Genomic DNA, 14558 nt, shown 5'->3' with positions numbered 1-14558 from the left:
CGAACAATCGGTCCTCAATGAGCCACCCCTGTTTCCGGTGCCTCAGAAACAACCAACAACAGCCAACAACAGCCATCACAGCCGAGAGAGAGAACACCATGAAAGCCACCTGGAACCGCATCATGCAGGCCCTGACGGGTCGCAAGTCCGCCCGCCTGGACGGAGCCGGCACCGCCGATTCCTCCGAGCCTGCAGCCGACGCCGGCACGCTGCCGGGCAACGCGCCCCGCCGCCAGCCCGTGGACTGGGCAGTCCTGCTGCCCACGGCACGTACCGTGCGCTGGCTGGCCATCGGCGCCGTGGTGGTGGCGACCGGCCTGGTGGTGGTGCGCAACCCGCCCGTGCAGCACCTGGAGCAGGGCACGCTGGGCGTGCGCCTGAACCAGTTCACGGGCTCCGTCAGCCTGTGGCGCGATGGCAGCGTGTGGGTGGTTCCGGGCCTGCACACGGTGCGCGTGTTCTCCCTGCGCGACCAGAGCTACCGTCCGGAGGCCATGCGCCAGGCCAATGGCAGCGCACCCCTGCAGTCGGTCGAGGGCCTGTCCCTGGGTCTGGACCTGAACGTGCGCTATGCGCTTGATCCCGCATCGCCCGCCGTCAAGGCCGGCAACCTGCCTCTGGACATAGGCGGCGACATCGTGGAGCCCGCCGTGCAGGGCCTGGTCTACAAGGTGTTCGCACGCTACACCGTGCGCGAGATCTTCTCGACCAAGCGCGCCGAGATCGCCCAGATCATGGAAACCGAACTGCGCACGCGCCTGGCGGCCGACGGCGTGACGCTGCGCAGCATCCAGATCGGCAAGGTGGACCTGCCCGCCGAGTACCGCCGCGGCATGGACAGCCTGCTGGCCGAGGAGCTGGCCTCCGAGAAGATGCGCTACACGCTGGAGCTCAAGGACAAGCGCGTCAAGGAAACCGAGCTGGACGCCAATGCCGACAAGGTGCGTCGCGAAGTGGCCGCCGAAGCCGCCGCACGCGAGCAGGTGATTGCGGCGCGTGCTCAGGAAGAGGCCATGAAGCATGTGCTGCCCTTCAAGCAGCGCCAGATCGAGCAGCGCCAGCTGGAGGCCGAGGCCGAGCGCGTGGCCCGCGTGAAAGCTGCCGAGGGCAGCGCCCAGGCCCGCCGCATCGAGGCCAACGGCGAAGCCGATGCACGCCAGAAGCTGGCCGAGGCCGAGGCCTTCCGCATGGACCGCCTGGGCAAGGTCAACGCCGAGCAGATGGCGCGCGAAGGCACCCTGGTCACGCGCTACCCGCTGCTCATCCAGAAGACGCTGGCCGACAAGCTCTCGGACAAGATCCAGGTCATCATCGCGCCCCCGCCGACCAATGGCGACTTCATCGGCGCGGCCCTGCTGGGCGGCAGCCGCAATGCACAGGCCGGCGCAGCCTCCGTGGCGGCCGAAGATGCCAACGCAGCCGTTCAGGAGCAATAAGCCATGCTGACCGTATCGACCTTGGCCGCCGCAGCGCTGGCCACCGGCATGGGCAGCGCCATCGTGGTGCAGGACCAGGCCAGCCTGCGCGCCGCGCCGCGCGATGGCGCCCAGCAGCAGGCCAGCCTGTGGCAGGGCGAGGTACTGGAGATCAGGGGCGAACGCCTGGACTACCTCCAGGTCTGGGACCACAAGCGCGAGCGCGGCGGCTTCATCCGCGCCAGCGATGTGCGCCGTGTGGCCCTGACCGAGGCCGATGCCCCCGCGCTGCAGGCCGTGCTGCGCTTCGTGCAGGACACGCCCGGTGCCGAGGCGCTGGGCATCGGCCTGGCGGCTGCCTACCTGCAGGCCGCGCCCGCCAGGACCCTGGCTGGCGCCGAAGGCGCGCAGGCCTTCGACGCACTGGGCGGCTTTGCCGACCGGCTGGCGCGACGCGCCTCCGCCGCGGCGCCCGGCAAGGCCTCGGGCGCCACGCTGTCGGCCCACCTGGATGTGGCCAACGGCTACGGCCTGCGCTTTGCGACCTATGAGGTCGAAGGCCGCATGCAGGTCTGCTATGAAGGCGAATTCTTCCGCCGCGTGCTGGCCATGCCCGCCGCCGACGCGCCGCAGCGCGCCCGCGCCGCCCTGGCGCTGACACGGCCCGAATGCGTGGACCCCGATCTGCCGGCCCATGAGCGCGCCCGCATGCATGCCTGGCAGGCCGATGTGCTGGAGCGCGTGGACGTGACCGGCCTGCCGCCCTACCTGCGCGGCCGCGTGCAGATGCGCCGCGCCAGCGTGTGGGCGGCGCTGGCCTTTCAGCAGGCGCGCAAGAGCATGGCCGACCCTGCCGTGGCGGCATCGGCCGCCCGGGCGCTGGCCGAGTTCACGGGCGTCAGCAAGTCCGAGCTGCCCGATGAAGACCAGAGCGCCTACAACGACGCGGCCATGCGGGTGAGCGCCGTGCGCTGGGCGCTGTCGCCTGTTGCTGCTGCGGCTCCTGCTGCCGGAGCCCGCCCGACGCTGCTGACCGAGCCCGGTGCTGCCGGCGAAACCTGCGTGCTGCTAGTGGACGCCCAGCACGGCGCCAAGGCCCCGTTGCTGCGCCGCTGCACCTATGGCGTGGTGTGGGCTGCATCGGCCAGCACCAACCGCGAGGGCACGGCCGTGGCCCTGGCCGTGCAGCCGCTGGAAGGCTGGCGCGAACTGTGGGTGCTGCGCAAGACCGAAGGCGGCTGGCTGGCCGACGTGCTGCCCCCGGCCGCCACCGCCCCGGAGACCGGCGTGGCCGAATGGGCGGGCTGGGTGCCTGGCGGCCAGCTGATGCTGGTGGCGCGCGAGGCCCGTGGCCAGGGCCGCTACCGCAAGAGCTTCGAAGTGGTGCGGCTGGACGGCCTGGCCACCGAGCGCGTGACCGGCGATGTGTCTGCCCTGCCGCTGTTCCAGCGCTGGCAGGACCCGGCCTGGAAGCGCCAGTCCCTGAGCCTGCGCTGAAGCAAAAAAAAGCCTGCACCGGTGGGGTGCAGGCTCGTCTCCAACGATGCCTGGAGCGTTGCCAGGCGACTCCTCTAGGAACTCCTTATTCGCCTTCCAGCGGCGCTGGCCGGCGAATCCAAGCGGCGATTCTACGAGTGAAGCCGGGGCCGTGCGGCCGAGTCATCTGATAAATGATGTCTTATAGAGGACTGTGGTTGTGCAGTCGCCTGGGGGACAGTCGGGGGCGCGCCTGCAGGCAGGTCAAGTGATTGTTTTGCATGAGTATTTTCAATTTTCATGAAATTCTGAAAGTTGTGATGCCCTGCAAAGACCATGCATGCCGCTTTGGTTATCCGGGCCTGTGCGGTGGCGCGCCCGGTGGTCGCGCATCAAGCTTGTGTAAGCCTGTCTTGCTATATCTTCAGGTTTCGCCAGTCTGCAATGGCAGACCTGCATCACACCAAGAACCCCAGCGAACCGGAGACCACGATGACCCACATTTACGACCAGCACCTGGACCGCAACAGCGCCAACCATGCGCCGCTCAGCCCCTTGGGCTTCATCGCCCGCACGGCCGAGGTCTATCCCGAGCGGCTGGCCGTGGTCCACGGCACGCTGCGCCGCAACTGGGGCGAGACCTATGCGCGCTGCCGCCAGCTGGCCAGCAGCCTGCACAAGGCGGGCGTGGGCAAGAACGACACCGTGGCCGTGATGCTGCCCAATACGCCGCCCATGGTGGAGGCGCATTTCGGCGTGCCCATGGCCGGCGCCGTTCTCAATGCGCTGAACACGCGGCTGGATGCGGAAACCATCGCCTTCATGCTGGACCATGGCGAGGCCAAGGTGCTGATCGTGGACCCGGAGTTCACGGGCGTGGTGGCCAAGGCGCTGAAGCTGCGCCAGCGCAGCGCGCCGCTGCTGGTGATCCAGGTCGAGGACACGCTGTACGGCCCGGCCGCCGAGCAGGTGGGCAGCCTGGACTACGACGACTTCGTGGCCGGCGGCGATGCCGGTTTCGACTGGCAGCTGCCCGCCGACGAGTGGGACGCCATTGCGCTGAACTACACCAGCGGCACCACGGGCAACCCCAAGGGCGTGGTCTACCACCACCGGGGTGCGGCCATCAATGCCATCAGCAATGTGCTGGAGTGGGACATGCCCAAGCACGCCGTCTACCTGTGGACCCTGCCCATGTTCCATTGCAACGGCTGGTGCTTTCCGTGGACGGTGGCGGCGCGCGCGGGGGTCAATGTCTGCCTGCGCAGGGTGGAGGCGCAGGCCATCTTCGACGCCATCCGCAACCACGGCGTCACGCATTACTGCGGCGCGCCCATCGTGCACGGCCTGCTGGTCAACGCGCCGGCCGCCATGAAGGAGGGCGTGCCCGCCGGAGTCAAGGCCATGGTGGCGGGCGCGGCGCCGCCGGCCTCGATGATCGAGGGCATGGAGCAGCTGGGCTTCGACATCACCCATGTCTACGGCCTGACCGAGGTCTACGGCCCGGCCACGGTCTGCGCCAAGCACGCAGCCTGGGATGGGCTGGACATCGGCGAACGCGCGCGCCTCAATTCCCGCCAGGGCGTGCGCTACCACCTGCAGCGCTCGGCCAGCGTGCTCGATCCCGAGACCATGGAACCCGTGCCCCATGACGGCCAGACCATGGGCGAGATCATGTTCCAGGGCAACATCGCCATGAAGGGTTACCTGAAGAACCCGCAGGCCACGGACGAGGCCTTCCGCGGCGGCTGGTTCCACACGGGCGACCTGGCCGTGCAGCATCCGGACGGCTATATACAGATCAAGGACCGCAGCAAGGACATCATCATCTCGGGCGGCGAGAACATCTCGTCCATCGAGGTAGAGGACGTGCTCTACCGCCACCCGGCCGTGCTGGCCGCCGCCGTGGTGGCCAAGCCCGATCCCAAGTGGGGCGAGACGCCCTGCGCCTTCATCGAACTGAAGGCCGGCGCGCAGACCACGGCCGAAGACATCGTGGCCCACTGCAAGAAGCACCTGGCCGGCTACAAGGTGCCGCGCGCCGTGGTCTTTGGCGAGCTGCCCAAGACCAGCACGGGCAAGATCCAGAAGTTCGAACTGCGCCGCCAGGCCGGGTCGGTCCAGGCCATCACGGGCTGAGGGCCAGGCCGCAGCGCGGGCAGCGGCTCAGTGTCCGGCCGTCTTGGAAAACAGCTGGATGACCAGCACGCCCGCCACGATCAGGCCCATGCCCGCCAGCGCGGGCAGGTCCAGCGTCTGGCCCTGCCAGAGCCATCCGACCAGGGAGATCAGCACGATGCCCGCGCCCGACCAGATCGCATAGGCCACGCCCGTGGGCACCGTGCGCAGCGTCAGCGACAGGAAGTAGAAGGCCAGCGCGTAGCCCAGGACCGTGACCACGCTGGGCCACAGCCGCGTGAAGCCTTCGGACTGCTTGAGGCAGGAGGTGGCCGCCACCTCAGCGACGATGGCCAGGCCCAGGTACAGGTAGTTGGACGCCATGCTCAGATGGCCGCGTAGTTGCCCGTGCCCTCGGGCCAGCGCGTGAGCACGTCGAAGCCCGTGTCGGTCACCACCACCATGTGCTCCCACTGGGCGGACAGCGACTTGTCGTTGGTGATCACCGTCCAGCCGTCGGCCAGTTCGCGCGTGGCAGCCTTGCCAGCGTTGAGCATGGGCTCGATGGTGAAGATCATGCCGGCCTCCAGCACCATGCCCTGGCCGGGCTGGCCGTAATGCAGCACCTGGGGGTCGTCGTGGTAGACCTTGCCGATGCCGTGGCCGCAGTACTCGCGCACCACGCTGAAGCGCTCGCGCTGGGCCACGGTCTGGATGGCATGGCCGATGTCGCCCAGCGTGGCGCCGGGGCGCACGGCGCGGATACCGGCCAGCAGGGCCTCGTAGGTGGTCTCCACCAGGCGGCGCGCCTGGTTGGAGGGCTGGCCCACGTAGTACATGCGACTGGTGTCGCCGATCCAGCCCTCGGGCGTGGTCACGGCCACATCGACATTGAGGATGTCGCCCTCGCGCAGGATCTGACGGGCGTCGGGGATGCCGTGGCAGACGACGTGGTTGGGCGAGGTGCAGACCGACTTCGGAAAGCCGTGGTAGCCCACATTGGTGGGCACGCAGCGCAGTTCGTCGACGATGAAGTCATGGCAGAGCCTGTCCAGGTGCTCGGTGCTGACGCCTGGCTGCACGTGGGGCACCAGCATCTGCAGGACGCGGGCGGCCAGGCCACCGGCCTTGCGTGATTGCCCGATATCGAGGGCATCGTGCAGCGGGACGCTGCGCAGCTTGGCGCCCCTCATTGCAGGCCTTCCGACAGGCGCACGGGGCGCGGGCGGCGCGCTGCCGTATCGGCGGGAGCCGGCGCCGCTTCGGGCTCGCCCAGCTTCAGCGTGGCCGCGGCCTCTTGCAGCAGCAGGGCGCAGATGCCTGCGTAGTCGAGATGGGGATGGTGTTCGGCCAACTGGCCGACACGCAGCCAATGCTCGGCCTGGGCGTTGATGGATCGACCCAGGGCCGCGCTGGACAGGCGGATCTGGTCGTGCAATTGGTCGGATATTTTGACGATTCCCATGGGGTGGCGATCATACGGGGAATATACGTTTCGTATATTGACAATCGCAAATCGCGGGCCCGGCAGCGGGGCATTCGTGCAGGCCTGCAGATGCAGGCCGTCATGTCGTCGGCGATGCTGCGTGACGGACGGGGCGGATGCTCTTGTGTTGATAGCGCAATGATCAGGTCCGGCTGGCCCTCCGACAGAGGTGATGTTTTTCCTGCGGCGCGGTCCTGTACAAGACCCTGCTCGGTGTGATCGGCGGTCTTCTATCAGATATCTGTTGCAGATCTGGGGCTTACCCCTAGCAAGTCGCCTGCTACCCAAACTGACAAGAATCAAGACTGTCTGGAAGCGAATGTCCTGCAAGCCGGCGCATGGTGCGGCCGGCCGGGCCTTCCGGCAGGGAGCAGCAATGGGCAAGGAACAAGAAGCGGGTTCGGCAACGGCATCGGGCGGGGCGCGCATCGTCGTCGTGGGCGGTGGCGTGGCGGGGCTGGAGATTGCCACGGCGCTGGGCAAGGGGCGCACGGGGGCCATCGGCTCGGTGACCCTGGTGGACAGCGATTCGGCCCATGTCTGGAAGCCCATGCTGCACACCATTGCGGCCGGCACGCGCGACCTGGCCCAGCAGCAGACCACCTACCTGGCCCAGGCCAGCGACGCCAGCTTTGCCTACCAGCCCGGCGAAATGTGCGGCCTGGACCGCGAGGCCCGCGAGGTGCTGCTGGCCCCCATCGAGGCGCCCGATGGCCGCGAGATCGTGCCGGGCCGGCGTATTGCCTACGACAGGCTGGTGATCGCCGTGGGCAGCGGCGCCAATGATTTCGGCACGCCGGGCGTGGACGAGCACTGCTTCATGATCGACTCGCGCCGCAAGGCCGATGCCTTCAACAGCGAGATCCGCCTGCGCATGGTGCGCTGCATGACCAGCGGCGAGCAGCTGCGCGTGGCCATCGTGGGCGGCGGCGCCACGGGCGTGGAACTGGCGGCAGAGCTGGTGCAGCTGGCCGAGAGCGCCCGGGCCTACGGCGCGCTGGGCGAGGCCGCGCGCTTCGGCATCGTGCTGATCGAGGCCGGGCCGCGCCTGCTGCCCGGTTTTCCTGAAGAGATTTCCGAAGCCACGCGCCTGCGGCTGCAGGCCCTGGGCGTTTCGGTGATCGTCAACGGCCGCGTGCAGTCGGCCAGCGAAGAGGGGTTCGTGCTGGCCAGCGGCGAGTTCGTCCCCGCAGGCCTGCGTGTCTGGGCGGCGGGCGTGAAGGCCCCGGCCTTCCTGGCGCAGCTGGGACTGGAGACCACGCAAGGCAACCAGCTCAAGGTCAACGGCCAGTTGCAGACCAGCGACCCCCATGTCTACGCCGTGGGGGATTGCGCCAGCTTCACCCTGCCCGGGGCCAGCGTGCCGCTGCCGCCCACCGCCCAGGTGGCGCACCAGCAGGCCCGCTATCTGGTGGAGACGCTGCCGCGCCTGCTGAAGGAGCCGGGTTTCCGCCCCGAAGGCTTTGCCTACCGCGACTTTGGCGCCCTGGTGTCGCTGGCCCATTACGACGCCTATGGATCGCTGGGCAAATTCGGCCTGTTCAACGGCGGCGTGATCCGCGGGCGCATGGCCATGCTGAGCCACATCATGCTGTACCGCTCGCACCAGGCCCGCATCTACGGCTTTTGGCGCGGCGGGCTGCTGTGGCTGATCGATTTGATGAATTCGCGCCTGCGCCCGTCGATCCGGCTGGACTGAGCGGCCGGGCCCGGCATCAAAGCAGCCCCTCGATGGGCAGCCAGCCCAGCAAGCGCAGCATCAGGCGCTTGAATGCACTGCTGCCGGGCTCGGTGGTGGTGGTGAGTGGCGCAGGCGGCGTGCCGCTTTCCGTGGTCCAGCTCAGGCGGCCCTGTGCATCGATCTGCACGTGGTAGGCGGCGGACGGCAGGCTCTGGTCAAGCATGCGGCTCATCTGCGAAGCCATCTCGGGGCTGTCGATCAGCAGGCCCATCTCGGTGTTGAGGTGGGCCGAGCGCGGGTCGAAGTTGAACGAGCCCACGAAGATGCGCTCGCCATCGACCGCAAAAGTCTTCGCATGCAGGCTTGAGCCCGAGCTGCCGGGGCGGCTGCCTGAGCCCACCCCCGCTTTCCCTGCCGATGCCGCTGCGGGCGAACGCGGGCCTGGGCTGGGTTCGTCGTCCTGCCTGCCGATCTGCCGGCGCAGCTCGTACAGCTGCACGCCTTCCTCGATCAGCGGGCGCCGGTAGCGGGCATAGCCGGCATGGACCACGGCCACGTCGGTCGCCTCCAGGCTGTTGGTGAGCACGCGCACGGCAATGCCCTGGCGGCGCAGGCCGGCCAGGGCGCGCACGCCGGCCTCGGTGGGCACGAAGTAGGGCGAGACCAGGTCCAGCTGGCGCTGTGGCTGGCCGATGGCCGGGGTCAGCTGGGTGATCAGCAGGCCCTCCTTGGGCACCTGGCCCAGCACCTTGGCCGGGTCGTCGCTGACCAGGGTGGCGCGGGCCCATTGCAGTGGCAGGCGGCCGGCCAGCAGCTCGCGCGTGAACGGGCTTTGCGCCACGGCGCGCACATAGGCCTGGGCTTCGGGGCGCTGCACTTCGGTGGCCAGGGCCTCGTAGGCGCGCGCCACCGCATAGTCGGGCAGCGGCGGCAGCAGGCTGGCCGCGGGATAGGCCGACGCGCTGGCCCAGTACTGGTCGAAAGCATGTGAAATGTCGGCCACCACCGGCCCCATGGCCACCACGTCCAGGTCGGCGAACAGCACGCCGTCGGTGGCCGCGAAGTACTCGTCGCCTATGTTGCGTCCGCCCACGATGCTGGCCTGGCTGTCGGCCGTGAAGCTCTTGTTGTGCATGCGCCGCTGGGTGCGCGAGAAATCCGTGACATAGCCCAGCGCCTTGGGCGTGCGCTGGGCAAAGGGGTTGAACAGCCGCACCTCGATCTGCGGATGCTGGTCCAGGGCGCCGAGCTGGGTGTCCAGTCCTGCCGTGCCGCCGTCGTCCAGCAGCAGGCGAACGCGCACGCCCCGGTCGGCGGCGCGGCGCAGTTCGTCGAGCAGCAGGTGGCCCGTGGTGTCGCCGCGCCAGATGTAGTACTGCACATCCAGCGTACGCTGCGCCACGCGGGCCAGCAGGGCGCGCGCGGCGTAGGCATTGCGTGCGTCGGACAGCGCGTGGATTGCGGTGAGCCCCGGATGCTGGTCCAGCAGCGGTGCCAGCGCCTGGCCCAGCAGCGTGGCCTGGGCGGCCTCGGGCGGCAGTGCCGTGGATTCGCTGCGGCCGGCCAGGGGCGGCAGGCTGCAGCCTGCCAGCAGCAGGGTCAGGACGAGCGCCTGGGTGGCGGCAAGGGCACGGCGCAGCAGGGGCATGGTGCGTTCGGTGTTCGTGGTGGTCAGTGCAGCCAGCGTATGAACAGCTGGATCACGGTGGCATTGACGATGTCGACGAAGAAGGCGCCCACCATAGGGACGATGAGAAAGGCCTTGTGCGATGGGCCGTACTGGTTGGTGATGGCCTGCATATTGGCCACGGCCGTGGGCGTGGCACCCATGCCGAAACCGCAGTGGCCGGCGGCCAGCACGGCTGCATCGTAGTTGCTGCCCATGATGCGGAAGGTCACCAGCGCGGCATACAGGCCCATGACCAGCGTCTGGGCCGCCAGGATCACCATCAGCGGTGCCGCCAGCCCCGCCAGCTCCCACAGCTTGAGCGACAGCAGGGCCATGGCTAGGTAGATGGACAGCGAGGCATTGCCGAAGACGTCGATGGCCCGGTCGAATACCTGGAAGTGAAAGACATAGTCCAGCGTGTTGCGGATCAGGACGCCACCGGCCAGCGCCCAGACGAAGGTGGGCAGGGAGAACAGGGTGCCGGCGGTGAATTGCGTCATGAACTCGGCAAAGCCCAGGCAGCCCGCGAACAGAGCCAGTGTTTCTATGGCCGCGCTGGTGGTGATCAGGCGCGTCTGCTCGGGGTTCTCGAAGCCGCCGTGGCTTGCGCTTTCGCCCAGCGGGGGCTGTTTTTCGGGGGCGGCTGCGGGGTCATGCACGGCAAGCCTGCGGCGCGTGATCAGGGCCTTGGCCAGCGGGCCGCCGATCAGGCCGCCGATCACCAGTCCGAAGGTGGCACAGGCAATGCCCAGGGTGACCGCGCCCTGGATGCCGTATTCGCGCTCGAAAACCTGGCCCCAGGCACCTGCCGTGCCATGGCCGCCCGTCAGGGTGACGGAGCCTGCGATCAGCCCGAACAGCGGATCGAGCCCGAGCATCTTGGCCAGGCTCACGCCGACCAGATCCTGCAGGCTGATGAAGACGGCGACCACGGCCAGGAACAGCAGCAGCGAACGGCCGCCTTCGCGCAGCTTGGCGAAATTGGCGCTCAGCCCGATGGACGAGAAAAACACCAGCATGAAGGCCATCTGCAGCTCGCTGCTGAAGCTGAAGGTGCAGCCCAGGGTCTGGTTGAGCACGAACAGGGCGACGGCCACGACCAGGCCGCCGGCCACGGGCTCGGGGATGTTGAATTCGCGCAGCAGGCGCAGGTGCCGTACCAGCCATTTGCCCAGCAAAAGGACGAGGGCGGCGAAGATCAGGGTGTAGTAGGCGCTGAAAGTCAGGTGCATGGCTTCCGTGTTCCGGTGGGCGGGGCAAGGCAGCGCACCATACGATAGGCGGCATGCCGGGGGGCGATGTCAGGATAGCCACTGATTGCCAGGCCTGCTGAAAGTGCCCTTTGGTCGTGCCCTGCGTCAGTGCCCTGTCAGCTGGCTACGGGGCCGGGCCGCCTGTCCTCGACGGTGAAGCGGGCCAGCGTGTAGATGCGGCTGTCGGCTCGCATCGGGTTGGCCACGGCGCGCAGCTCGCTGGTCCAGCGCTCGGGCGTGATGTCGGCCAGCCCGTAGCCGCGTTCCTCGCAGCGTGCGTACAGCACCTGCGGGTTGTGGTCGACGATGGCATCGACCTTGGCCTGGGTGGTGCCGCTGCGCGAGGTGATGGAGGTGCTGCAGAACTCGCTGGCCACGACGGGATTGCGCCGCTCGGGCGCGGCCTCGGGGTCTGCGTGCACGGCACAGACATAGTTCTGGTGCAGGTCGCCGCCCAGCAGCACGCTGTTGCGCGGCGTGGGCTGGGCGCCCGGCGTGAGGTGGCGCACCAGGCGCTGGCGCGCGGCCGGGTAGCCGTCCCAGCTGTCCGTGGCCTGCGATCCCGAGGGCGGCCGGTGCGCGGACACCAGGGTGGGCTGGGCCAGGATGCTCCAGCGCGGCCCCTCGCTTGCATGCTGGCGGGCATCTTCGGCCAGCTGGCGGTACAGCCACTGCTCCTGCGTCCAGCCCAGGAAGCTGCGCGCCGTATCCGACAGGGCTGCGCATTGCGCAGGGCGCACGCTGCCCTTGTCTGCCGCTCCCTCGGCGCGGCAGGCCTGGGCGCTGCGGTACTGGCGGCCGTCCAGAAAATGCAGCCGGGCCAGCCGGCCCCACTGCAGGCTGCGGTACAGCTGCAGCCCGCCGCCGCCATGCTGGGCGCCCGCGCCGGTCAGCGCGCTGGCGCGCAGCGGCATGTTCTCGTAGAAGGCCTGCCAGGCAGCCATGCGCCGGGCCAGGAAGCGCCCGGCATCGCCCTGGCCCTGGTCGCCGGCGTAGTTGTTCTCCACCTCATGGTCGTCCCAGCCCACGGACCAGTTGCACATGGCGTGCGCTGCCTGCAGCAGCGGGTCGCTCTTGTGCAGGGCGTAGCGGTCCCGGTAATCCTGCAGGCTTTGCGCGGCCCGCAGGTTGTGGGTGCGGGCCAGGCCCAGCGTCATGGCGGGCGTGGCGTACTCGTAGATGTAGTCGCCCAGGAAGAGCACCAGGTCCGGCGCGTCCTGCACCACCTGGCGCCAGGCCGCGTAGTAGCCGTGCTCCCAGCGCTGGCAGGAGGCATAGGCCAGGCGCAGCCGCTGGGGCAGGCTGCCGGGCGCGGGCGCCGTGCGGCAGCGGCCCGTGCTGCTCACGGCCTGGCCCAGCATGAAGCGGTAGTGGTACCAGCGGTCAGGCGCCAGCCCTCCCACCTGCACATGCACGCCGTGGCCCCATTCGGGCTGGGCCATGGCCTCGCCGCTGCGCACGATCTGGCGGAACAGCGGGTCGTGCGCCAGCTCCCAGCGGATCTTGAGCGCAGGCATGGCCGTGGTGTCGGTCTCGCCCAGCTGTGCAAGCGGCGGCGTCAGCCGCGTCCACAGCAGCACGTTGTCGGGTTCGGGGTCGCCGCTGGCCACGCCCAGCGTGAAGGGGTTGTGCGCAGGCCGCTCGCCCAGGCGGGCCCAGGCGGGCAACTGGCCCAGTGCCGTGGCCAGGCCCGCTGCGACCAGAAACTGGCGCCGCGGTGCAGGGACGGGGGCGCTGAAGGGCAGGGGCATGGCGGTTCGGGGGCAGGTGGCGCAAGAAAGCGGGGAGATACGGAGCGTGGCCTCGGTGGATCAAAGGCCGGCGCCTGCATTTCCAACTGGCTGCCATTGTGCGCCTGATGCCGTGGCAATGCTGTGCTTGCCGCGCTCCTTGGCCTGCAGCATGGCGGTATCCGCGCGGCGCAGCACGTCCATGCCGTTTTCGTGGCTTTGCAGCTGGGCCACGCCCGCACTGAAGCTCAATGGCCGGGGGGCCGGCTGGCCTGGCGTCTGCGAAGAGGCTGGCAAAGGCGTCTGCTCCAGCAGCTGCAGCAGGCGCTGCAGCGCCTGGGCGCCCGCAGTCTCCGGTGTTTGGGGCAGCAGCAGCACGAAGGCCTGGCCCTCGTATCGGCCCACCACGTCCTCGGGACGCAGTCCCTGGCGTGCCAGCTGGGCCACATGGATGAGGGCGGCATCGCCCATGGCATGCCCCAGCTCGGCATTGAGGGCCTGCATGCCGTCCATGTCGAGCAGGGCAACGCTCAGCGGCTGGCCATGGCGCTGGGCGCGCGCCACCTCGCGGTCCAGCGCCTCGCTCACACCCAGGCGGTTGAGCTGGCCGGTCAGCGGATCGTGGCGTGCACGGCGCGCGGCCTCGTCCAGTTCCTGCTGCAGGGCCTCTATGCGCGCCTCGCAGGCATCGACATGGCTGCGCAGCGATTGCAGCTCTTCCTGGGCCACGCGGCTGCCGGCGGCCATGGTGCGGGTGGCCTCCAGCACCTGTTGCAGCAGCGGGGCGGCATCCTCCAGGCGCTGGATGCCGTCCAGCTGGCGCGCGGCTTCCTCCATGCGGGCGCCCAGTGTTTCGTTGCTGCTCGTGATCTTTGCCAGATGCTGGACGAAGCCGCCCAGCATGTCCTTGAGCGCCTGCTGCGCGGCGGCCATGCCGTCCTGCAGCTGCATGCGCCGGTGGATCACGGTCTGCAGCTCGCGCCGCGCATCCACCAGGGGCGCGGGTGACAGCGGCGGCGTGATGGCCTGCTCGATGGCCGTGAGCTGCGGCACCAGCCAGCTGCCGTGCGTGGGGTCCTGGGCCAGATGCTGGATCAGGGTCTGCAGCAGCTCCTGCACCAGCTGCAGGACCTGGAGCTGGTCGGCAATGGAGAACGACAGCTGGTAGTGCTGGTCATGCAGGCGCCGCGCCAGGGCCTTGGCGTCCACGGGCGGTGCCTGCAGCTGTTCCATGAGCTGCTGATGCAGTTGCCGGGTCTTGGCTTCCTGGGTGTTCAGCAGCGCAAAGAAGGCCTCGAAGCGCCGCGCCAGCTGCTGCGTCAGATCCTCGGGCAAAGCCTGCAGGGGCGGCGGCACGGGCAATTCCACGGGCCTGGCCTCATGGGTTGGCGGCTGCAGGGCCGCGTTGGCATAGGCGGTGATGACCTGCTGCAGGCCCTGCCAGTCGCTGCGTTCTATGGCGGCGCCCAACTGGTCGCGCAGGCGCTTCTGTCCGGGCGTCTGCGCAGGCAAAAGCGCATGGACGTGGCGCAGCGGCCCCTGGGGAAAGCTGGCGGGGCCGGGCTCGCCGGCTGCCTGCTCATAGAGGCGGGTGTAGTTTTCCGGGGTGGGCGGCAGGCGGTTCAGCGCCAGTTGCCGCAGGGTTTCGCGTGCCAGTTCGGAAGCGGAGCGCTCGGCCATGGGTGGGCAGTTGTTTCAAAATGCAATGCCCTCCAGTGTGGCATGGCCGG

11 protein-coding genes are annotated in these 14558 nt (G+C 69.0%); 4 read left to right on the top strand and 7 right to left on the bottom strand.

Going from position 1 to position 14558, the window contains the following annotated elements; translation table 11 throughout:
- Positions 1-98: 98 nt before the first annotated feature.
- From ACN20X_RS23660 to ACN20X_RS23650, 3 genes are all read left to right on the top strand, one after another.
- Positions 99-1436 carry an SPFH domain-containing protein gene (locus tag ACN20X_RS23660; RefSeq protein ID WP_034364162.1) on the top strand — a complete coding sequence of 446 codons (1338 nt, stop codon included), beginning with the start codon at positions 99-101 and terminating at the stop codon, positions 1434-1436.
- Between the two features lie 3 nt (positions 1437-1439).
- Positions 1440-2912, top strand: coding sequence for a hypothetical protein (locus ACN20X_RS23655; RefSeq protein WP_473209970.1), 1473 nt, complete (start codon positions 1440-1442; stop codon positions 2910-2912).
- Positions 2913-3383: 471 nt separating this feature from the next.
- Positions 3384-5030: an acyl-CoA synthetase gene (locus tag ACN20X_RS23650; RefSeq protein ID WP_047326759.1), complete on the top strand. Its 1647-nt coding sequence runs from the start codon at positions 3384-3386 to the stop codon at positions 5028-5030.
- A gap of 27 nt (positions 5031-5057) precedes the next feature.
- Here the strand turns inward: ACN20X_RS23650 and ACN20X_RS23645 are convergent, their stop codons facing one another.
- From ACN20X_RS23645 to ACN20X_RS23635, 3 genes are read right to left on the bottom strand one after another with little or no spacing between them, the layout of a single operon-like run.
- The gene (locus ACN20X_RS23645; protein WP_012206837.1) at positions 5058-5393 is read right to left on the bottom strand and encodes an SMR family transporter; all 336 of its coding nucleotides are present in this window, start codon (positions 5391-5393) and stop codon (positions 5058-5060) included.
- Positions 5394-5395: 2 nt separating this feature from the next.
- Positions 5396-6202: a type I methionyl aminopeptidase gene (map, locus tag ACN20X_RS23640; protein WP_473209969.1), complete on the bottom strand. Its 807-nt coding sequence runs from the start codon at positions 6200-6202 to the stop codon at positions 5396-5398.
- Positions 6199-6474, bottom strand: a complete 276-nt coding sequence (locus ACN20X_RS23635; RefSeq protein ID WP_016447576.1) for a ParD-like family protein — start codon at positions 6472-6474, stop codon at positions 6199-6201. Before ACN20X_RS23635 ends, map begins: the two co-directional genes overlap by 4 nt.
- A 397-nt stretch (positions 6475-6871) precedes the next feature.
- On the opposite strand from ACN20X_RS23635, the gene ACN20X_RS23630 reads away from it, so the two are divergent.
- Positions 6872-8194, top strand: a complete 1323-nt coding sequence (locus ACN20X_RS23630; RefSeq protein WP_043790781.1) for an NAD(P)/FAD-dependent oxidoreductase — start codon at positions 6872-6874, stop codon at positions 8192-8194.
- Positions 8195-8210: 16 nt separating this feature from the next.
- On the opposite strand, the gene ACN20X_RS23625 is transcribed toward ACN20X_RS23630, so the two are convergent.
- The 4 genes from ACN20X_RS23625 to ACN20X_RS23610 all read right to left on the bottom strand — a co-directional run bounded on the left by ACN20X_RS23625 (position 8211) and on the right by ACN20X_RS23610 (position 14508).
- The gene (locus ACN20X_RS23625; RefSeq protein WP_473209968.1) at positions 8211-9824 is read right to left on the bottom strand and encodes a phospholipase D-like domain-containing protein; all 1614 of its coding nucleotides are present in this window, start codon (positions 9822-9824) and stop codon (positions 8211-8213) included.
- A 23-nt stretch (positions 9825-9847) separates the two neighbouring features.
- Complete coding sequence (gltS, locus tag ACN20X_RS23620; RefSeq protein ID WP_016447573.1) at positions 9848-11077, bottom strand: sodium/glutamate symporter; 1230 nt, start codon at positions 11075-11077, stop codon at positions 9848-9850.
- 137 nt (positions 11078-11214) lie between these two features.
- Positions 11215-12849, bottom strand: coding sequence for an alkaline phosphatase D family protein (locus ACN20X_RS23615; RefSeq protein ID WP_046984216.1), 1635 nt, complete (start codon positions 12847-12849; stop codon positions 11215-11217).
- Positions 12850-12909: 60 nt separating this feature from the next.
- A complete protein-coding gene (locus ACN20X_RS23610; RefSeq protein ID WP_043790780.1) occupies positions 12910-14508 on the bottom strand; it encodes a GGDEF domain-containing protein in 1599 nt (532 codons plus the stop codon).
- Positions 14509-14558: the final 50 nt, after the last annotated feature.

The sequence above is a fragment of the Delftia sp. PX-1 genome, from assembly GCF_055797465.1.
This window is presented reverse-complemented; position numbering and strand designations above follow the sequence as displayed.

Excerpts from the sequence above, each read along its gene's own strand:
- ACN20X_RS23635 (WP_016447576.1), bottom strand. The coding sequence starts at position 6,474 with ATGGGAATCGTCAAAATATCCGACCAATTGCACGACCAGATCCGCCTG.
- ACN20X_RS23650 (WP_047326759.1), top strand. The coding sequence starts at position 3,384 with ATGACCCACATTTACGACCAGCACCTGGACCGCAACAGCGCCAACCAT.
- map (WP_473209969.1), bottom strand. The coding sequence starts at position 6,202 with ATGAGGGGCGCCAAGCTGCGCAGCGTCCCGCTGCACGATGCCCTCGAT.
- ACN20X_RS23625 (WP_473209968.1), bottom strand. The coding sequence starts at position 9,824 with ATGCCCCTGCTGCGCCGTGCCCTTGCCGCCACCCAGGCGCTCGTCCTG.
- ACN20X_RS23645 (WP_012206837.1), bottom strand. The coding sequence starts at position 5,393 with ATGGCGTCCAACTACCTGTACCTGGGCCTGGCCATCGTCGCTGAGGTG.
- ACN20X_RS23610 (WP_043790780.1), bottom strand. The coding sequence starts at position 14,508 with ATGGCCGAGCGCTCCGCTTCCGAACTGGCACGCGAAACCCTGCGGCAA.
- ACN20X_RS23655 (WP_473209970.1), top strand. The coding sequence starts at position 1,440 with ATGCTGACCGTATCGACCTTGGCCGCCGCAGCGCTGGCCACCGGCATG.
- ACN20X_RS23615 (WP_046984216.1), bottom strand. The coding sequence starts at position 12,849 with ATGCCCCTGCCCTTCAGCGCCCCCGTCCCTGCACCGCGGCGCCAGTTT.
- ACN20X_RS23660 (WP_034364162.1), top strand. The coding sequence starts at position 99 with ATGAAAGCCACCTGGAACCGCATCATGCAGGCCCTGACGGGTCGCAAG.
- ACN20X_RS23630 (WP_043790781.1), top strand. The coding sequence starts at position 6,872 with ATGGGCAAGGAACAAGAAGCGGGTTCGGCAACGGCATCGGGCGGGGCG.
- gltS (WP_016447573.1), bottom strand. The coding sequence starts at position 11,077 with ATGCACCTGACTTTCAGCGCCTACTACACCCTGATCTTCGCCGCCCTC.